Source organism: Actinomadura meyerae (assembly GCF_900188445.1).
Classification (GTDB): domain Bacteria; phylum Actinomycetota; class Actinomycetes; order Streptosporangiales; family Streptosporangiaceae; genus Spirillospora; species Spirillospora meyerae.
Genome location: NZ_FZOR01000038.1, coordinates 47,332 through 65,038, shown reverse-complemented (window position 1 = coordinate 65,038; position 17,707 = coordinate 47,332). Strand labels below are relative to the sequence as shown.

The following is a 17,707-nucleotide window of genomic DNA, read 5'->3' as shown; positions in this document are numbered from 1 at the left end:
AGGATGAATTGAGGGCTTGCCCGGCACCGCGGATTCGGTTGCAAGCGTTCTGTAGGCGGTTTGCCAGTAACGGCTGTCACGCTCAGTGGCATGACCTATGCGTTTCAAACCGAAGGCCTGGTCAAGAGATTTGGTGAAACGACGGCGCTCGCGGGAATCGACCTCGCGGCGCGGCCGGGAAGCGTGCTCGGCGTGCTCGGCCCCAACGGGGCGGGCAAGACGACGGCGGTGCGCATCCTCGCCACGCTCCTGCAGCCGGACGAGGGCCGGGCCATGGCATGCGGATACGACGTCGTCCGGGACGCCGCCAAGGTGCGCGAGCTGATCGGCCTGACCGGCCAGTACGCGTCCGTGGACGAGGACCTCACCGGGCACGAGAACCTGGTGCTGATCGGGCAGCTGCTCAACATGCGCCGCAAGGAGGCGCAGGCCCGCGCCGCGCAGATGCTCGAACGGTTCGAGCTCACCGACGCGGGCGGGCAGAAGGTCGGCACCTACTCCGGCGGGATGCGCCGCCGCCTCGACCTCGCCGCGAGCCTCATCGGCCGACCCGCCGTGATCTACCTGGACGAGCCGACGACGGGCCTCGACCCCGGCAAGCGCGGGGACGTGTGGCGGATGATCCGGTCGATGACCGACGGCGGCGGTGCCGTGCTGCTGACCACGCAGTACCTGGAGGAGGCCGACGCGCTGGCCGACGACATCGTGGTCATCGACCACGGCGAGGTCATCGCGCGCGGGACCGCGGCGGAGCTGAAGGCGCTCGTCGGGGGCCAGACCATCTCGGTGCGGCCGAAGGACCCCGGGCGGCTGGAGGAGGTCGCCACGATCATCAGCGGGGTCGCGGGGCGCCCGGCGGAGGCCCACGGCCGCGACGCCGTGACCGTCCAGGTGGACGGGGACGCGGAGCTGCACCGGACCGTCCGCGAACTGGAGGCGGCGGGGATCGGCGTGACGGAGCTCGCGCTGCGCCTGCCGAGCCTCGACGAGGTGTTCTTCACGCTCACCGGCCGCAGCAAGGCGAAGCGGGACGGCGAGGACGAGGACGAGGAGGAGGCCGCATGAGCGAGACGACGTCCGCGGTCGAACGGACGGCGGCGGAGGAGGAGCACGTCCGCCGGGAGGCGCCGCCGCACCGCCGGTACGCGGTGCTGTGGCACAGCCTCGCGCTGGCCCGGCGCAACCTGATCAAGATCAAGCGGAACCCGATCAGCATCAGCGACGCGGTGATCGCGCCGGTCACCTTCCTGCTGATCTTCGTGTACATGTTCGGCGGCGCGGTCTCCGGCTCCACGCACGCCTACCTGCAGCGCACGCTCCCCGCGATCCTGGTCCTGTCCGCGATCATGGCGGGCATGATCGCCACCGGCGTCAACCTGTCCCTCGACATCAAGAAGGGCATCTTCGACCGGTTCCGCAGCCTGCCCATCAGCCGCTCGGCCCCGCTGATCGGCTCGGTGCTGGCCGACGTGGTGCGCTACCTCGTCTCCATCGTCACGCTGCTGGCGTTCGGGTACCTGATCGGGTTCCGGATCGAGACCGACCCGCTCCGGGCGCTCGGGGCGGCGCTGCTGACCATCGTCTTCGGGATGAGCCTGAGCTGGCTCTGGATCCTGCTCGGGATGGTCATCAAGGAGACCGCCTCGGTGCAGACCATCGTCGCGCTCAGCATCTTCCCGCTGGCGTTCGGCACCGACATGGTGGCGCCCACCGAGACGCTGCCGGGCTGGCTGCAGGCGTGGGCGAAGGTCAACCCGGTCGGGCACACCATGGAGGCGTGCCGCGGCCTGCTCATCGGCGGCGACGTGGCCGAGCCCCTGACCAAGTCGCTGCTGTGGTCGGCGGGCCTGGTGGTCGTGTTCGCGCCGCTCGCGGTGCTGGCCTACCGCCGCCGGACCTGAGCCCGGAGCGCCGGATCCGGTCCCGGCCGGATCCGGCGCGCGCACACCCGGGGGTGTCAGACCAGGTGCACTCAGACCAGGTGCACTCAGACCAGGTGCACCTCGGGCACGTACAGGATCCAGCGCCCGCCGGCCGCCGTGAACTCCTGCTCCTTGGCCATGATCTCCTCGGCGTGGTTCCAGGCGAACAGCAGCGCGTAGTCCGGGTAGGGGTCGCGGAAGTCGGCCGGCGGCCGGACCGGAATGTGCCGGCCGGGCGTCAGCCGGTGCTGCTTGGCCGGGGTCGTGTCGCACACGAACGGGACGAGCTCGGGGCCGATCCCGCAGAAGTTGGTCACCGTGGCGCTCTTGGCGGTCGCGCCGTACCCGGCCACGGTGGCCCCCTCGGCCCGGATGCCGCGCAGCAGTTCGACGAGGTCGTCCCGGATCCTGCCCACGTTCTCCGCGAACCCGCGCAGGGCCGAGGGCTCGGTGAGCCGCTGCCGCCGCTCGGCCGCGAGCAGCAGCCGCACGGCCTCCGACCGCGGGCGGGCGCCGGCCCGCGCGAGGGTGTACCGCACCTCGCCGCCGTGGACGGCGAGCCGCTCGACGTCGACCAGCTCGAAGCCGAACGCCTCGGCCATCAGGTGCACCGACGACGCCGAGAACAGGAAGAAGTGCTCGTCGTAGATCTGGTCGAAGCTCGACTTGGCGACGATGTCGCCGAGATAGGGGTCCTCGAAGACGAACACGCCGTCGCGCGCCAGCAGCGCGTCCACGCCCTCGAACACCGAGGGCATGTACGGGATGTGGCACAGGGTGTTCGCCGCGTAGACGACGTCGGCCGGACCCTCGGCGGCGCGGACCTCCGCCGCCGTGTCACCGGCGAAGAAGTCGGTGCGCACCCGCACGCCCTTCGCGGCGGCCAGCTCGGCGACGCCCGACGAGGGCTCGAAGCCGAGGTGGCGCACCCCCGCGTCCTTGACCGTCTCCAGCATGATCCCGTCGTTGCAGCCCATCTCCACGATGAACGGATCGGAGCCGGTGAGCTCGGTGGCGAGGAAGCGGCGCGCGACGCCGGCGAAGTGCTCCCGCATCACCGACGACCCCGACGAGTAGTACGGGTAGCCGGCGTGGAACATCAGGTCGCGGGGGACCTCGTCGACGAGCTGGACCATCGTGCACGACCGGCAGCGGCCGACGGCGAGCCGGTAGAAGAACTCCTCGCCCTCGTCGCCGGGGTCGCGGAAGCGGTCCGACAGCGGCTGGCGGCCCAGGTCCAGGAACTCCTCGACGCCTCCGCCGCAGACGCGGCAGCCGGCGGGCGCGGGCACCTCGGCACGATCGTTCATTGACGGGCTCCTTTGCGGGTGGAGGCGGATCCGTCCCCGGCCGTCACAGCGCGGCCAGCACCTCGCGCAGCGCGTCGATCACCTTGTCCTGGAGGTCCGCGGACAGGGACGGGTACATGGGCAGCGAGAAGATCTCGCCGGCGAGCCGCTCGGTGACCGGCAGCGCGCCCTCGGAGTAGCCGAGCTTCGCGAACCCGCTCATGGTGTGCACGGGCCACGGGTAGCTGATGTTCAGCGCGATGTCACGGCTCTTGAGGCGCTCGATGATCTCGTCGCGGCGCGGGTGGCGCACGACGTACACGTAGTAGACGTGCTCGTTGCCGGGCGCCGTCAACGGCAGCGTCAGCCCGCCGGGGCCGGTGAGGTCGCCGAGCCCCTCCTCGTACCGCCGCGCCACCTCCCGGCGCCGCGCGATGTAGGCGTCGAGGCGGCGGAGCTTGCGGCGGAGGATCTCGGCCTGCACCTCGTCGAGCCGCGAGTTGTGCCCCGGCGTCCGGACGACGTAGTACCGCTCGGCCATCCCGTAGTAGCGCAGCCGGCGGAGGTTCGCGTCGGTGTCCGCGTCGTCGGTGATGACGGCGCCGCCGTCGCCGTAGGCGCCGAGCACCTTGGTCGGGTAGAACGAGAACGCGGCCGCGTCGCCCATCGTCCCGGCCGTCCGGCCGTGGTGGCGGGCGCCGTGCGCCTGCGCGCAGTCCTCCAGAATGTGCAGGCCGTGCTCGGCGGCCAGCCGTTCGAGCGGGGCCATGTCGACGCACTGCCCGTAGAGGTGGACGGGCAGCAGCGCGCGCGTCAGCGGCGTGATCGCGTCCGCCACCTGGGCGGTGTCCATGAGGTAGTCGCCCTCGTTCACGTCGACGAAGACCGGTGTGGCGCCGGCCGCGTCGATCGCCACGACCGTGGGGGCCGCGGTGTTGGACACCGTGATAACCTCGGCGCCGGGGCCGATGCCCAGCGCCTGGAGGCCGAGCAGGACGGCGTTGGTGCCGTTGTCGACGCCGGTGCAGTACGAGATCCCGTGGTACTCCGCGAACTCGGCCTCGAAGCCCTCGACGCTCTTGCCGAGGACCAGCTGACCTGACTCGAACACCGTCTCGACGGCGTCGAGCAGGTCGTCCTTCTCCTGCTCGTACTCCGCCAGGTAGTCCCACACACGCGTCGTCCCGCGGCTCACGGGGCCACCTCCGCGTCTCCGGCTCCGCCGTTCCGCCCGGGCCGCGCCGCCCAGGTGCTCATGTAGTTGTTGTCGCGGTCGATGCCGAGCGCCTGGGCGCTGAGGAAGTCCACGCCGTCGACGTAGGTGTACGGCTGCATGAACCCGCCCGCCCGGACGTCCCGGTAGAGCCGGCCCAGCAGGTGGGACGCGGTGTACGAGGCGCCGCCGAGCAGCGTCAGGCAGTCGCTGACGATCATCGGTGCGAGCTGGTTGACCAGCATCTTGGCGCACTGGAAGGACCGCATCATCCGGCGCCCGCGCTCGGCCGGGTCGCCGCCGAGGTCGTCGCCGGCGCCGTCGGCGGTCGCCAGCGCCGCGCCCGCGGTCGCGCGCAGCGCGTACAGGCGCGTGTCGATCTCCGCGAGGAGCGTGCGGGTCGCGCCCGCGGGGGGCCCGGACCGGCGGGCGACGGACGAGACCGTGCAGTCGCGGGCGGCCTGGGCGATCCCGGCGTAGATGCCCAGCATGGCGATCGAGCTGACCGTCTGCCCGGCGAGCACGGCGTCGTTCCGCGAGCCCACCGGGTCGCGGAAGAGCACGTCCTCGGCGGGCACGGGGCAGTTGTCGAAGATGACGTCGACCGTGCCGGAGGCCCGCATCCCCAGGCCGTCCCAGTTGTCGAGCACCGCCAGGCCGCGCGCGCCGCGGGAGACCACGGGGGAGACCAGCCGGGGCTTCTCGCCGGGCACGTCGGTCTTCGCGTTGATGACGAAGTGCGTGCCGATGGGCCCCATGCTGACCAGCGTTTTGCGGCCGGAGAGCAGCCAGCCGCCCGAGCCGTCGGGCTTCAGCGTCGTGACCACCGAGTGGTGGTCCCTGATGCCGGAGCAGACGACCGCCTCGCCCGACGCCATGAGCCGCAGCAGCCGCTCGGCCAGCGCGGCGGCCCGCCGGTCGCCGTGCCGCCATTCGAAGCCGAGGGTGAGCCCGCGGCTGAACTGCATGTGCAGGGCCAGCGCCGTCGACGCGTCCGCCTTGGCCACCTCCAGGAGCGCGACCGCGGCGTCGTAGAGCCGGTCGACGCCGAGCCCGCCCAGCCTGGCGGGCACGGTCGCGCCCATCAGCCCGGTCTTGCGGAACGCGTCGAAGGTGTCGGCGGGAAAGGCGCCCTCGCGGTCGTTCTCCGCGGCCGACGCCTCGATCCGCGGCAGGTGCTCGGCGAGTCGGTCGAGCAGCGCGCGGCCCTGGGCCGTGACCGGCCCCTCGAGTGCCGCCGCGTGCTGGAGTGGGGCTCGTGTGGCCATGGCGCTCCTCACACCTTTCCCGGCGGCCGTCAGGCCCGGGCGCCGGACGCCTCGTACGCCCGGACGATGCCCACGGTGTCCGAGATGCCCTCGCTGTACACGACTTTCCCGTCGCGGAAGGTCCAGAAATGGACGAAGCGCACGTTGAATTCGCCGCCCGATTCGCGGAACTTCCCGGTCCAGTCGCCGAAGGCGGCGGCCCAGTCGCCGTCGACGCGGATGGCCTCGACGTTGAATCGCGTCGACTCCAGCATTTCCACCGCGCCCTGGAAATACTGGGCGGGGCCGTCCGGTCCCGAGTAGTGACCGGTCGACCAGGGGAGCGAGGTCGGCGTGCGGATCTCGGCCGCCGGGTCGAACAGCTTGGGCAGCAATTCGACGTCCGCGGTGTTCAGGCCCTCGTAGAGCTGCTCGACCACGGCCCTCAGCTGCTCGGACATAGGCCCCCTCCTGGCTGGTGGTGGAATCGACGCATGCCTTTCCACTATCTACTCCGGGTCGGCCGCCCTCACCTCCCAGATTGCTCGATCCAATTCGGTGCGCGGTCTTCTTCCGGAACCGAAGTTTTGGCACGATAAAATCCGTGTGCGAGCGAATCGCGGTGGTGACCGGCGCGACCTCGGGGATCGGCAAGGAGATCGCCCGGGCGCTGGCGCGGGACCACCGGGTCGGGGTCGTGTGCCGCGACCCGGCCCGCGGCGCGGCGCTGGTCGCGGAGTTCGCGGCCGAGATGCCGGACGCCGACCTGGAGACGTTCCTCGCCGACCTGTCGGTGCGCGCCGACGTGCGCCGGGTCGCGCGCCGGCTCACCGCCCGCTACGGGCGGCTCGACGTCCTGGTCAACAACGCGGGCGTCCAGCGGCTGCGCGGCGCGACCGGCCCGGACGGGCTCGACCTGATGATCGCGACCAACCACCTCGGCCCGTTCCTGCTGACCAACCTGCTGCTGGACGCCGTCCGGGCGGCCGGGCGGGCGCGGATCGTGGTCGTCGCCTCGGAGGCGCACCGCTTCGCCGGCCGCGTCGACCTCGACCGGTTCGCGGAGCCGGGCGACTACGGGCTGCGCGGCGCGCTGCGGGTCTACGCGCGCTCGAAGCTGTTCAATATCCTGTTCACGCAGGAGCTCGCCCGCAGGCTCGCGGGGACCCGCGTCACGGCGAACGCGCTCTGCCCGGGCCTCGCCGCCACGGGCCTGGTGCGGGAGTCCCTGCCGCGCTCGGAGCGGACGGCGTCGCTGGTGGCCCGCACGCCCCTGATGAGGACGGCGGGCCAGGCCGCCCGCCTGGCGGTGCGCCTGGCGACCGAGGCCGCGTTCGAGGGGCGCAGCGGCGGGTTCTACTCGTCGATGCGCGGCGTGCGGAACCTTCCCCCCGTCGCGGCGCGCCGGGACGCCGCCCTCCAGCGGAACCTGTGGGCGCGTTCGGCCGAGCTGACAGGACTCTCAGGACGGTGAACGCCACGCCATGAACCGCGCACACACCCCCCGCCCACCCGTAGGTCGCGTGTGCGCGAACTGTAGGAGCGGAGGGGAATCCTTGCCCCATGACTTCTGCCTCTACGGGAAAACCCGTCATGACCGTCACCCGCTTCAAGGGCGCCGCGGACAACGCCGACGAGATCATCGCGAAGCACGCCGCCCTCGTGTCCGCCATCCGCGCCGTCGTGTCCGGCCTGGACGAGACCTGGCTCGGCAGGACCGGCGAGGACGCGTGGATCAGCATCTGGCGCTGGGACTCGCCGGAGCGCCTGCGCGAGGCGCAGGGGCTGGCGCAGAAGCTTCCCGAGACCCCGGAGGCGTTCGCGGTGGTCAGCGATGTCACGGGCGAGGAGGTCGAACTGCTCGACGAGTCCTGAGCGCCGGACGCCGGTACCCGCGGCGGCCCGGCGGGGCGCCCGCCGCCCGGCCGGGCGCCCGCGGCTCGCACGTTGCCGGCGACGGGAAGGCGGAGGGGGCACGATGAGCGCGGACGGGGACGAGGGGCGCCGGAACGCCGAAGCCGGCGAGCCCCCGGTCGACCGGCAGGGCGTCGACGAGATGACCGCGGCACTGCTGACGGCCTCCCGCCTGCTCGTCGCGATCTCCGCCCGGTCGATCGCGGCGGTCGAGGAGACCCTCACCCTGCCGCAGTTCCGGATGCTCGTCGTCCTGTCCTCGCAGGGGCCGTCCAAGCTGGTGGCCCTCGCCGAGAAGCTGCACGTCAACCCCTCGACCGCGATGCGGATGACCGACCGGCTCGTGGCCGCCGGGATGGTCGACCGCCGGGCGAGCCCGCACAGCGGGCGCGAGGTCCGCATCCAGCTCACCGAGACCGGGCGCGAGGTCGTGGACACCGTGACGGCCCGCCGCCGCGACGAGCTGGCCGCGATCGTCGCGCGGATGACGGCCGAGCAGCGGCGGTCCCTGGTCGCCGCGCTCCGGGCCTTCACCGCGGCCGGAGCGGAGCCCCCGGCGACCACGCCCATACCCCTCGGCTGGGCGTGACGCGGCGCGGCCCGCGGCCCCGACCGCTTCGACCTGAATCATTGCACCATGCAAAGTTGTGAGTTAGCTTGTGCGGAGCAGTGTGCCAATCGGCCGATCTGGAGGCGCGATGGCGATGGTCAGACCACCGGGCGGGACCCGGCCGCGGCTGCTCGACGCGGCCGTCGAGCTGATGGCCGAAGGCGGCTGGTTCGCGGTGACCTCCGAAGGGGTCGCCGAACGGGCCGAGGCCAACGAGGCGCTGGTCACCTACTATTTCGGAACGCTGGACGATCTCCGCCGCGCGGCGATCGCGCACACCCTGGAGAGCGAGCTCGAAGCACCGGTGCTCGCCATCCTGCAGGCCGAGAACGCGCTGGACGGGCTGGTCGTGGCGATCGCGGGCCTGGCCGCCGAGGGGCCGTCCGTCGGGCAGCGCGTCCTCGTCGAGTCGATGGCGCAGGGCCTGCGCGACAACGACCTCCGCGCGCAGACCGCCGCGCAGTTCCAGACCTTCCGCAACCTGCTGGCCGACCGGCTCACCGAGGACCAGGCGTGCGGGCTCGTGCGCGCCGACGCGACGCCGGACGCGCTGGCCGACCTGTTCGCGGCGCTGATCGACGGCCTGCTCCTGCACCGCCTGGCCGATCCGCAGTTCGACGCGGCGCGCCCGGCGATCGCCCTCGCCGAACTGCTGCGCCGCGGGCCCTGCGCCGTCAACGGCGACTTCCACGGCGAGCACCGGCCGTCCGGCCACTACGCCGGCAGCCTCATGGGCTCCTAGCCCGGGCTCACGCGGCCGCCGAGGCGAGGCGCTCCTTCAGCGGCTCCCACCAGGCGCGGTTCCCGGCATACCAGCGGACGGTCGCCGCGAGCCCGTCGCCGAACGCGACGCGGGGCGCGTAGCCCAGCGCGCGGAGCCTCCCGTCGTCGAGCGAGTAGCGCCGATCGTGGCCCTTGCGGTCGGGGACGCGCTCCACCCTCGTCCAGTCGGCGCCCACGGCGTCGAGGAGCCGCCGGGTGAGCTCGACGTTCGTCAACTCGGCGGTGCCGGCGATGTGGTAGACCTCGCCGGGCCCGCCGTGCTCGATCGCGGTCTGGATGCCGCGGCAGTGGTCCTCCACGTGGATCCAGTCGCGGACGTTCGCGCCGTCCCCGTAAAGCGGGACGGTGAGCCCGTCCAGCAGACGGGTGATGAAGAGCGGGATGACCTTCTCGGGGAACTGGTACGGGCCGTAGTTGTTGCCGCAGCGGGTGATGGTCACCGGCAGCCCGTGGGTGCGGGCGTAGGCGCGCGCGAGCATGTCCCCGCCGGCCTTCGCGGCGGAGTACGGGGAGTTGGGCGCCAGGGGGGCCTCCTCGTCCCAGGAGCCGGTGTCGATGCTGCCGTACACCTCGTCCGTGGAGACCTGGAGCACCCGGCCGACCCCGGCGCCGAGGCAGCCCTCCAGGAGGGTGTGGACGCCCTGCACGTTCGTGCGGACGAAGCCGCCGGCGGACCGGATCGAGCGGTCGACATGCGTCTCGGCGGCGAAGTTGACCACCACGTCGTGGCCGGGCAGCACCCGGGACAGCAGATCCGCGTCGCAGATGTCCCCGCGCACGAAGCGGTACCCGCCCTCGACCGGGGCGAGGTTCGCGAGGTTCCCCGCGTACGTGAGCTTGTCGAGCACCGTGACCTCGGCGTCGCCCCAGCCGTACGCGCCCGACACCAGACCCCGCACGTAGCACGAGCCGATGAAACCGGCACCGCCCGCGACCAGAACTCGCCTCACCGCTGCTCCCGACCTGTCGAGCGACCGGACACCAGGACGTTTCGAGCCTAGGCGCGCACGGCCCGCGCGGAGACTTCGATATTGCGGTGGCCGCCCGCGGCGGCGGCCTTGTTCGGCCCCTGGGGGGTGAGTACCGTGACGTGGGAGGAGGCACGGTGACGCACGCGAGGCCCGCGTACCGGCCGGGGATGCGCCGGCGGATCGGCCACATCCGCGATCTCACCGCCCTCCTGCTGCGCACCGGCCTGCTGTTCGGCGGCGGGCCGCGCCGCATCGTCCGGCAGCTCGGCACGCTGCGGCACTGGGGCACCACCCTCGCGGGGCTCGTCGCCTCGTCCGCCGCCCGCTCCCCGTCCCGGGCGGCGTTGATCGACGACGAGGGCGTGCTCACCTTCGCCGAACTCGACGAGCGGGCCGCCCGCCTCGCCGCCGCGCTGCCCCTGCACGGGCCCCGCCCCCGCGTCGGGGTGCTGTGCCGCAACCACCGCGGGATGGCGCTGACGCTCGTCGCCTGCTCCCGGCGCGGCGCGGAGGTCGTGCTGCTCAACACCGGGTTCGGCACCGGCCAGATCCGCGCCGTGCTCGGCGAGCTGCGCCCCGCCCTCATCGTCGCCGACGCCGAGTTCGCGCCGCTGCTGGCCGGCGTCCCCATCGCGCTGCGCCGCAACGTGCTGTGGGCCGACCGCCGCCCGCCCGCCGCCATGCCGCTCGCCGCGCCCGTCGCGCTCGCGACGGCGCCGCCCCCGCCGCGTCCGGCCGACCCGGCCCACCACCCCACCGACGGCAACCCGAGCATCGGCGAGCTCATCGCCTCCGCGGACGCCACCGCCGCCGCGGCCGGCCCGCCCCAGATCCAGAGCCGCACCATCATGCTCAGCTCCGGCACCACCGGACGCCCCAAGGGCGCCCGCCGCCCGCCCCGGCCGGGCCTGTGGCCGCTCGCCTCGATGACGTCGCGGATCCCGCTGCGCGCCCGGCAGACGATGATCGTCGAGGCGCCGCTGTTCCACACCTGGGGCTACGCCGCGATGCAGATGGCGTGGGCGCTGCGGGCACCGGTCGTCCTGCACCGCCGGTTCGACCCCGAGCAGACCCTGCGCGCCATCACCGCGCACCGCGACGTCACGGTGTTCGCCGTCCCCGTCATGTGCCAGCGCATCCTGGAGCTGCCCCCAGAAGTCCGCGCCCGGTACGACACGTCCTCGCTGCGCATCTTCGCCGTGAGCGGCGCCGCGCTGGCCGGCGACCTCGCCACCCGGTTCATGGACGCCTTCGGCGACCGGCTCTACAACGTCTACGGCTCGACCGAGGTGTCCTGGGTCTCCATCGCCACCCCGCGCGACCTGCGGATCGACCCGCGCACCGCCGGGCGGCCGCCGCGCAACACCGCGCTGGCCGTCCTCGACGCCGACGGGCGCCGCCTCGGCCGCTCCACCCGCGGCCACATCTTCGCCGCCAACGAGCTGCTGTTCGAGGGCTACACCGGCGGCGAGCCGATGGAGGTCCGCGACGGGCTGCTCGCCACCGGCGACCTCGGCCACATCGACCACCGCGGGCTGCTGTTCGTGGACGGCCGCCGCGACGGCGTGGTCGTGTCCGGCGGCGAGAACATCGTCCCCCGCGACGTGGAGGACGCCCTGCTCCGCCTCCCCGAGATCCAGGAGGTCGCGGTGACCGGCGTCCCCGACGACGAGTGGGGGCAGCGGCTCGCCGCCTATATCGTGCTCCGCCCGGGAGCCTCACTCGACGCCGAGGCCGTCCGCGACTACGTGCACGCCCAGGTCGCCCGGTACGCGGTGCCCCGCGACGTGTACTTCATCCCCGAGCTGCCGCGCAACGCCACCGGGAAGGTCGTGCACCGCTGGCTCAGCGCGCGGCCAGGGCGGCCGCTTCCGGAGGGGCGTGTGGAATGGCCGCGGGCAGCCGGACGGTGACCGCCAGCCCGCCGTCCGGGCGCGCCTCGGCCTCGACCGCGCCGCCGTGCGCGCGCACCACCGCCCGCACGATCGACAGGCCGAGCCCCGCGCCGTCCCGCGACCCCGTCCGGTCGGCGCGCAGCCGCCGGAACGGCTCGAAGATCGCCGCCACCTCGTAGGCCGGGACCGGCGGCCCGGTGTTGACCACCTGCAGGAACGCCCCGCCGTCCCGGGCGCCCGTGCGGACCCAGACCCGGCCGTCCGGCACGTTGTACTTCACCGCGTTCTCCAGCAGGTTCACCGCGCACCGCTCCAGCAGCACCGGATCCCCCCGCACCAGCGCCGGGTCGAGCCGCGACTCCACGTCCACCCCCGGGTCGCCGAGCTGGTCGAGCGCGCTGCGGACCACGTCCGGCAGCGGGCACTCCGCCCTCGTGGCCGGTTCCCGCTCGGACTTCGCGAGCAGCAGCAGCCCCTCGATGAGCCGCTCGTGGCGGGCGGTGTTGCCGAGCAGCACCTCGGCGAGCGCCTTGGTCTCCGGCGGGTTCCGCTTGCTCGCCATCGCGACCTCCAACACCGTCCGGTTGATCGTCAGCGGCGTCCGCAGCTCGTGCGAGGCGTTCGCGACGAACCGGCGCTGCGCGTCGAACGCCCGGTTCAGCCGGTCCAGCATCCGGTCGAAGGTGTCGGCCAGGTCCTTGATCTCGTCCTGCGGGCCGTCCAGCGCGATCCGCTCGTGCATGGTGCTCTCCGACAGCCGCCGCGCCGTCGCCGTCACCGTGTGCAGCGGCCGCAGCATCCGCCCGGCCACCACGTACCCGATCACCACCGCGAGGACGCCGAGCACCAGCATCGTCACCAGCGAGCTCTGCAAGAGCTGCTCCAGCACGTCCCGCTTCTGCTGCGCGAGCTGCCGGTCGGCCTCCGCCTTCAGCCCCGCGAGCTGGTCGAGGTCGCCGTCCAGCGCCAGCGCCCGCAGTCGCGCGATGGTCTCCGCGTCCAGGTCGCGGCGCCCGGAGAACCGGTCGTCCATCGTCCGGACGGTCAGCCCGTAGGTGACCGCGACCAGCACCGCCGACGTCACCAGGAACAGCGACCCGTACACCAGCGTCAGCCGCGTCCGGACGCTCAGCCTCTTCACCGCGCCTCCAGCCGGTACCCGGCCCCGGTCACCGTCTCGATCACCGGCGGCTGCCCGAGCTTGCGGCGCAGCGTCGCCATCGTCACCCGGACGATGTTGCTGAACGGGTCGATGTTCTCGTCCCACGCCCGCTCCAGCAGCCGCTCGGCGCTCACCACCCCGCCCTCGGCGCGCATCAGCTCCTCCAGCACGGCGAACTCCTTCCTCGTGAGCCGCAGCTCCCGCCCGTCCCGCGCCACCTTCCGCCGGTGCGGGTCGAGCCGGATGCCGCGCCGCTCCAGCACCGGCGGCACCGGCGGCCCCGACCTGCGCGCCAGCGCCCGCACCCGCGCGACCAGCTCGCTGAACACGAACGGCTTCGGCAGGTAGTCGTCGGCGCCGAGCGTCAGCCCGTCCACCCGGTCGTCGACGTCGCCCGCCGCCGTCAGCATCAGGATCCGCCCCGGACTCCGCCGCGCCACCAGCTCCCGGCACACGTCGTCGCCGTGCACCGTCGGCAGGTCCCGGTCGAGCACGACCACGTCGTACTCGTTGTAGGACGCGAGCTCCAGCGCCTCATCGCCGTCGTACACGACGTCGACGGCCATGGCCTCCTCGCGCAACCCCTCCGCGACGGCGTCCGCGAGCACCCGCTCGTCCTCGACGATCAGAACACGCATACCCAGAGCATCCCGCCCCAGGGGTTAAACCCGAATAAGCCCCGCCCCCCGTCCCCAACCCCGCTCCGCCCGGAGCCCACACGGCTAATGCGGGTTTAACCCGGGCGTCGGTCTCATGGCTTCTCGTCGGGGTGAAGGGCGCCTCGGTGGAGAGGGAGTCATGGCGATTCGAGTGTGGGCCGCCGGGTTGGCGGTGCCGCTGGTCCTGGGGTTGGCGGCGTGCGGCGGGAGTGACGACGGCGGCGGGGTCGCGACCGCCGGGGGTGCGGCGGCGGAGGCGTCCGCGTCGGCGTCGGCGAGTGCGTCGCTCTCGCCAGAGGACGCGCGGCTGAAGTTCGCGCAGTGCATGCGGGAGAACGGGGTGGACGTCCCCGACCCGGGCGCGGCGGACGAGAAGGCCCTGCGGTTCGGCAAGGGGGTCGACCGCAAGAAGCTGCAGGGCGCGCTGGAGAAGTGCCGGCAGTGGCTGCAGGCGGGCGGGCAGATGCCCGACCTCAAGGACCCCAAGGTGCGCGACCAGTACGTCAAGTTCGCGCAGTGCATGCGCGAGCACGGGGTGGACATCCCCGACCCCGGGCCCGACGGGCAGGTCAAGCTCCCGACGGGCGGTATCGACCGCGGCGCGCTGGAGAAGGCGCGGGAGGCGTGCAAGGGCGAGCTGCCGGGGGCCCGGCAGTGAGGCGCGCGGTCGCGGGCGGGGTCGCCGTCGCGGTGGTGGCCGCCGGCGGGGGAGCGCTGGCCTGGACGACGGGCGGGGGCGAGGCGCAGGGCGCGCCCACGGCCCTGAGCACCGCCGTCGTGACCAAGGGCGACCTCGTCGACACCGAGAAGGTGGACGGCAAGCTCACCTACGCCGACGTCCGGGAGGTGTGGAGCGGCGTGTCCGGTGTGGTGACGTGGGCGCCGGAGCGGGGCGCGGTGGTCAAGCGGGGCGGGACGCTGCTGAAGGTGGCGGCCGAGCCGGTCACGCTGATGTACGGCGGCAGCCCCATGTACCGGACGCTGCGGAACGGCGCGTCCGGCAAGGACGTCCGGCAGCTCGAAGAGAACCTGCGGGCGCTCGGGTACGGCGGGATGACGGTGGACCGCGAGTTCACCGGCGCGACCGAGGCCGCGGTGAAGGAGTGGCAGGACGACCGCGGCCTGGACGTGACCGGTGCCGTGGGGCCGGAGCAGGTCGTCTTCCTGGACGGGGCCGTGCGGGTCAGGGACGTCAAGGCGCCCGAGGGCAAGCGCGTCGGGCGGGGGCAGCCCGCGCTGACGGTGGCCGGGACGAGGCGCGTCGTCCATGTCGACCTGGACGCCGACAAGCAGGACCTCGCGAAGGAGGGCGCCGCGGTCACGGTGGAGCTGCCCGGCGGCGAGACCGTCAAGGGGAAGATCACCAAGGTGAGCCGGGTCGCGGAGAGCACCGGGACGGGCCAGGAGAAGAAGACGACGGTCGGCGTCGACATCTCGGTCGGCGGTGACGGCACGGGGCGGCTGGACGAGGCCCCGGTCGGCGTCGAGCTGGAGAGCGAGCGGCGCGAGGACGTCCTGTCGGTGCCGGTCGAGGCGCTGCTGGCGCTGCGGGAGGGCGGCTTCGGCGTCGAGACCGCCGACCGGCGGCTGCTGCCGGTGCGGGTCGGCGCGTTCGGCGGCGGCCGGGTCGAGATCAGCGGGACCGGCGTGCACGCGGGCCTGAAGGTCGGGGTGCCGGCCCGATGAGCTTCGCGGAGGAGGGTGCGCCCATCGTCGAGCTGACCGGGGTCACCAAGGAGTACGCGGGCGGCGTCGCGGCGCTGAAGGGCGTCGACCTGCGGATCGCGCCGGGGGAGCTGGTCGCGATCGCCGGGCCGTCCGGGTCGGGCAAGTCGACGCTGCTGCACATGGTCGGGACGCTGGACCGGCCGACCGCGGGACGGGTGCGGGTGGCCGGGCACGAGGTCGCCGACCTCGGCGACCGGGAGCTGTCGGCGCTGCGGGCGCGGCACATCGGGTTCGTGTTCCAGCAGTTCCACCTGGCGGCGGGCGTGACCGCGCTCGACAACGTCGCCGACGGGCTGCTGTACGGCGGCGCCGGGCCGAAGGAGCGGCGGGAGCGGGCGCGGGCCGCGCTCGGCCGCGTCGGGCTCGGGCACCGGACCGGGCACCGGCCGCACGAGCTGTCCGGCGGCGAGCAGCAGCGGGTCGCGGTGGCGCGGGCCGCCGCGGGGGAGCCGGACCTGCTGCTCGCCGACGAGCCCACCGGCAACCTCGACTCGGCGGCGGGCGCCGAGGTGCTCGCCCTGCTGGACGAGCTGAACGCCGCCGGCACCACCGTCGTGATCATCACCCATGACGCGGAGGTCGCGGACGCCGCGCCGCGCCGGGTCCGGGTCCGGGACGGGCTGATCGTCGCGGACGAGCGGGCGAAGGCGGCCCGGCGGTGAGGGCGGCACTGGCGCCCGCGCGGCTGCGCCCCGGCGACGTGCTGCGCGTCGGCCTCGCCGGGCTGCGGGCCCGCCCGGCGCGGGCCGTGCTGTCCGCGCTCGGCATCGCGCTCGGGATCGCGACGATGGTCGCGGTCATCGGGATCTCCTCGTCCGGCAAGGAGGACCTGCTGCGGCGGCTCGACCGGCTCGGCACCAACCTGCTCACCGCCAAGCCGGGCGACACCCTGTTCGGTGACACGGCCGAGCTGCCCGAGTCGGCGCCGGAGATGGTGCGGCGGATCGGGCCGGTCACGTCGGTCGGCGCGACCGGGTCCGTGGACGCGACCGTCCGGCGCACCGACCGGATCCCGGCGGAGGTCACCCAGGGCATCGCCGTGCAGGCCGCCACGACCGGGCTGCTCGGCACGCTCGGCGCGGAGACCGCGAGCGGGAGCTGGCTGAACGCCGGCACCGCCCGCTACCCCGGTGTCGTGCTCGGCGCGGAGGCGGCGCGCCGCCTCGGCATGGACCGGGCCGGCGGCCGGGTGTGGATCGGCGGGCGCTGGTTCGTCGTCCTCGGCGTGCTGCGGCCCGCCGAGCTCGCCCCGGAGATCGACCGCTCCGCCCTCGTCGGCTGGGACGCGGCCCGCCGCCACCTGGCCTTCGACGGTCACCCGACCACGGTCTACGAGCGGTCCGCGGACGCGTCGGTGGAGGACGTGCGGGCCGTGCTGGCCCGCACGGTCAACCCCGAGCGGCCCGAGGAGGTCCAGGTCAGCCGCCCCTCGGACGCGCTGGCCGCCAAGGCCGCGGCGACCGGCGCGCTCACCGGGCTGCTGCTCGGGCTCGGCGCGGTCGCGCTGCTGGTCGGCGGGGTCGGCGTCGCCAACACGATGGTGATCTCGGTGCTGGAGCGGCGCCGCGAGATCGGGCTGCGCCGCTCCCTCGGCGCCACCCGCGGGCAGGTCCGCGTCCAGTTCCTCGCCGAGTCGCTGCTGCTGTCGGTGGCGGGCGGCGCCGCCGGGACGGTCCTCGGCGCGGCGGTGACCGGCGGGTTCGCGCTGTGGAAGGGATGGCCGCCCGTCGTGCCGGTCTGGGCGCTCGGCGGGGCGCTCGCCGCGACGCTGCTGATCGGCACGGCCGCCGGGCTGTACCCGGCGGTGCGGGCCGCGCGGCTGCCGCCGACGGCCGCGCTCGCGTCGGTCTGACTCTGGCCACGCCGCCGCGGGCCGGTGCATGATGGGGACATCGCCGTGTTCCGCCCCCGGGGGAGGTGCCTCGCAGCCATGCCGGTGACACGTCCGCTCCGTGAGCGCTGCAGGGAGTTCCTCGGGATCGACGGGGAGATCCGCTACATCTTCCCCGCGATGGCCTACGGCGGCGGCGCCGCGTTCATCTTCGTCGTCACCGACGACCAGATCGCCGTGATCACCACCGGCTCGCTCAGCCGCAGCACGCCGCGGACGGTCTGGGGCAGCTACCCGCGCGGCACCCGGATCGGGCCGGTGGAGACCGGCGCCGGCGCGTCGTTCGAGTTCGGGGGCGCGGTGTTCGAGGTGGACGACGAGTACGTCCCGGTCGTGAACGCGGCCGACGCCGAGATCTTCGACCGGGACAGCCTGCCCCGCGACCCGCTCCCCGACCTCTAGGGCGCCGCTAGGAGGCCGCGC

The 17,707-nt window shown here is 73.7% G+C and carries 19 protein-coding genes; 12 read left to right on the top strand and 7 right to left on the bottom strand.

Annotation, left to right across the window (positions count from 1 at the left end):
• Positions 1–90 precede the first annotated feature (90 nt).
• Positions 91–1,065, top strand: coding sequence for an ATP-binding cassette domain-containing protein (locus CHF16_RS30455; RefSeq protein WP_089329593.1), 975 nt, complete (start codon positions 91–93; stop codon positions 1,063–1,065).
• Positions 1,062–1,901: an ABC transporter permease gene (locus CHF16_RS30450; RefSeq protein WP_089329592.1), complete on the top strand. Its 840-nt coding sequence runs from the start codon at positions 1,062–1,064 to the stop codon at positions 1,899–1,901. The genes CHF16_RS30455 and CHF16_RS30450 overlap by 4 nt, the downstream gene beginning before the upstream one ends.
• 86 nt (positions 1,902–1,987) lie before the next feature.
• Here the strand turns inward: CHF16_RS30450 and CHF16_RS30445 are convergent, their stop codons facing one another.
• Genes CHF16_RS30445 through CHF16_RS30430 form a run of 4 tightly spaced genes read right to left on the bottom strand, consistent with a single transcriptional unit; the run spans position 1,988 to position 6,132 of the window.
• Positions 1,988–3,232, bottom strand: coding sequence for a class I SAM-dependent methyltransferase (locus CHF16_RS30445; RefSeq protein WP_089329591.1), 1,245 nt, complete (start codon positions 3,230–3,232; stop codon positions 1,988–1,990).
• Between the two features lie 43 nt (positions 3,233–3,275).
• A complete protein-coding gene (locus CHF16_RS30440) occupies positions 3,276–4,406 on the bottom strand; it encodes a DegT/DnrJ/EryC1/StrS family aminotransferase (RefSeq protein ID WP_089329590.1) in 1,131 nt (376 codons plus the stop codon).
• Positions 4,403–5,692 (bottom strand): acyl-CoA dehydrogenase family protein, encoded by a 1,290-nt coding sequence (locus CHF16_RS30435; protein ID WP_089329589.1) that lies wholly within the window; start codon positions 5,690–5,692, stop codon positions 4,403–4,405. The genes CHF16_RS30440 and CHF16_RS30435 overlap by 4 nt, the downstream gene beginning before the upstream one ends.
• Before the next feature lie 29 nt (positions 5,693–5,721).
• Positions 5,722–6,132, bottom strand: a complete 411-nt coding sequence (locus CHF16_RS30430; RefSeq protein ID WP_089329588.1) for a nuclear transport factor 2 family protein — start codon at positions 6,130–6,132, stop codon at positions 5,722–5,724.
• 143 nt (positions 6,133–6,275) lie between these two features.
• Here CHF16_RS30430 and CHF16_RS30425 point away from each other — a divergent pair, with 143 nt between their 5' ends.
• From CHF16_RS30425 to CHF16_RS30410, 4 genes are all read left to right on the top strand, one after another.
• Positions 6,276–7,145: an SDR family NAD(P)-dependent oxidoreductase gene (locus CHF16_RS30425; RefSeq protein ID WP_089329587.1), complete on the top strand. Its 870-nt coding sequence runs from the start codon at positions 6,276–6,278 to the stop codon at positions 7,143–7,145.
• 119 nt (positions 7,146–7,264) lie between these two features.
• The gene (locus CHF16_RS30420; RefSeq protein WP_089329586.1) at positions 7,265–7,546 is read left to right on the top strand and encodes a hypothetical protein; all 282 of its coding nucleotides are present in this window, start codon (positions 7,265–7,267) and stop codon (positions 7,544–7,546) included.
• A 103-nt stretch (positions 7,547–7,649) separates the two neighbouring features.
• Entirely contained in the window at positions 7,650–8,174 is a 525-nt protein-coding gene (locus tag CHF16_RS30415) for a MarR family winged helix-turn-helix transcriptional regulator (protein WP_089329585.1), read from the top strand.
• Between the two features lie 109 nt (positions 8,175–8,283).
• Positions 8,284–8,937: a TetR/AcrR family transcriptional regulator gene (locus CHF16_RS30410; RefSeq protein WP_089329584.1), complete on the top strand. Its 654-nt coding sequence runs from the start codon at positions 8,284–8,286 to the stop codon at positions 8,935–8,937.
• Positions 8,938–8,944: 7 nt separating this feature from the next.
• Here CHF16_RS30410 and rfbB read toward each other — a convergent pair whose 3' ends face one another.
• Positions 8,945–9,928, bottom strand: coding sequence for a dTDP-glucose 4,6-dehydratase (rfbB, locus tag CHF16_RS30405; protein ID WP_089329583.1), 984 nt, complete (start codon positions 9,926–9,928; stop codon positions 8,945–8,947).
• A 155-nt stretch (positions 9,929–10,083) separates the two neighbouring features.
• Between rfbB and CHF16_RS30400 the strand changes: the two genes are divergently transcribed.
• Positions 10,084–11,862, top strand: a complete 1,779-nt coding sequence (locus tag CHF16_RS30400) for an AMP-binding protein (RefSeq protein ID WP_342750143.1) — start codon at positions 10,084–10,086, stop codon at positions 11,860–11,862.
• Here the strand turns inward: CHF16_RS30400 and CHF16_RS30395 are convergent.
• Both CHF16_RS30395 and CHF16_RS30390 read right to left on the bottom strand, forming a co-directional pair.
• Complete coding sequence (locus tag CHF16_RS30395) at positions 11,795–12,985, bottom strand: sensor histidine kinase (RefSeq protein ID WP_245869545.1); 1,191 nt, start codon at positions 12,983–12,985, stop codon at positions 11,795–11,797. The genes CHF16_RS30400 and CHF16_RS30395 overlap by 68 nt on opposite strands.
• Positions 12,982–13,644: a response regulator transcription factor gene (locus tag CHF16_RS30390; protein WP_089329582.1), complete on the bottom strand. Its 663-nt coding sequence runs from the start codon at positions 13,642–13,644 to the stop codon at positions 12,982–12,984. The genes CHF16_RS30395 and CHF16_RS30390 overlap by 4 nt, the downstream gene beginning before the upstream one ends.
• 160 nt (positions 13,645–13,804) lie before the next feature.
• Between CHF16_RS30390 and CHF16_RS30385 the strand changes: the two genes are divergently transcribed.
• From CHF16_RS30385 to CHF16_RS30365, 5 genes are all read left to right on the top strand, one after another.
• The gene (locus CHF16_RS30385; RefSeq protein ID WP_143228175.1) at positions 13,805–14,323 is read left to right on the top strand and encodes a hypothetical protein; all 519 of its coding nucleotides are present in this window, start codon (positions 13,805–13,807) and stop codon (positions 14,321–14,323) included.
• Positions 14,320–15,351: a peptidoglycan-binding protein gene (locus tag CHF16_RS30380; protein WP_245869543.1), complete on the top strand. Its 1,032-nt coding sequence runs from the start codon at positions 14,320–14,322 to the stop codon at positions 15,349–15,351. Before CHF16_RS30385 ends, CHF16_RS30380 begins: the two co-directional genes overlap by 4 nt.
• On the top strand, positions 15,348–16,055 hold the full coding sequence (locus tag CHF16_RS30375) for an ABC transporter ATP-binding protein (RefSeq protein ID WP_089329580.1): 708 nt from the start codon (positions 15,348–15,350) through the stop codon (positions 16,053–16,055). The genes CHF16_RS30380 and CHF16_RS30375 overlap by 4 nt, the downstream gene beginning before the upstream one ends.
• A complete protein-coding gene (locus CHF16_RS30370; protein WP_089329579.1) occupies positions 16,052–17,245 on the top strand; it encodes an ABC transporter permease in 1,194 nt (397 codons plus the stop codon). The genes CHF16_RS30375 and CHF16_RS30370 overlap by 4 nt, the downstream gene beginning before the upstream one ends.
• A gap of 78 nt (positions 17,246–17,323) precedes the next feature.
• Positions 17,324–17,686: a hypothetical protein gene (locus tag CHF16_RS30365; protein WP_089329578.1), complete on the top strand. Its 363-nt coding sequence runs from the start codon at positions 17,324–17,326 to the stop codon at positions 17,684–17,686.
• Positions 17,687–17,707 lie beyond the last annotated feature (21 nt).

What these genes read in the sequence shown, in the direction of transcription:
- CHF16_RS30455 (WP_089329593.1), top strand. Translation starts at nt 91, where the DNA reads ATGACCTATGCGTTTCAAACCGAAGGCCTGGTCAAGAGATTTGGTGAA.
- CHF16_RS30450 (WP_089329592.1), top strand. Translation starts at nt 1,062, where the DNA reads ATGAGCGAGACGACGTCCGCGGTCGAACGGACGGCGGCGGAGGAGGAG.
- CHF16_RS30445 (WP_089329591.1), bottom strand. Translation starts at nt 3,232, where the DNA reads ATGAACGATCGTGCCGAGGTGCCCGCGCCCGCCGGCTGCCGCGTCTGC.
- CHF16_RS30435 (WP_089329589.1), bottom strand. Translation starts at nt 5,692, where the DNA reads ATGGCCACACGAGCCCCACTCCAGCACGCGGCGGCACTCGAGGGGCCG.
- CHF16_RS30430 (WP_089329588.1), bottom strand. Translation starts at nt 6,132, where the DNA reads ATGTCCGAGCAGCTGAGGGCCGTGGTCGAGCAGCTCTACGAGGGCCTG.
- CHF16_RS30420 (WP_089329586.1), top strand. Translation starts at nt 7,265, where the DNA reads ATGACCGTCACCCGCTTCAAGGGCGCCGCGGACAACGCCGACGAGATC.
- CHF16_RS30415 (WP_089329585.1), top strand. Translation starts at nt 7,650, where the DNA reads ATGAGCGCGGACGGGGACGAGGGGCGCCGGAACGCCGAAGCCGGCGAG.
- CHF16_RS30410 (WP_089329584.1), top strand. Translation starts at nt 8,284, where the DNA reads ATGGCGATGGTCAGACCACCGGGCGGGACCCGGCCGCGGCTGCTCGAC.
- CHF16_RS30390 (WP_089329582.1), bottom strand. Translation starts at nt 13,644, where the DNA reads ATGCGTGTTCTGATCGTCGAGGACGAGCGGGTGCTCGCGGACGCCGTC.
- CHF16_RS30385 (WP_143228175.1), top strand. Translation starts at nt 13,805, where the DNA reads ATGGCGATTCGAGTGTGGGCCGCCGGGTTGGCGGTGCCGCTGGTCCTG.
- CHF16_RS30375 (WP_089329580.1), top strand. Translation starts at nt 15,348, where the DNA reads ATGAGCTTCGCGGAGGAGGGTGCGCCCATCGTCGAGCTGACCGGGGTC.
- CHF16_RS30365 (WP_089329578.1), top strand. Translation starts at nt 17,324, where the DNA reads ATGCCGGTGACACGTCCGCTCCGTGAGCGCTGCAGGGAGTTCCTCGGG.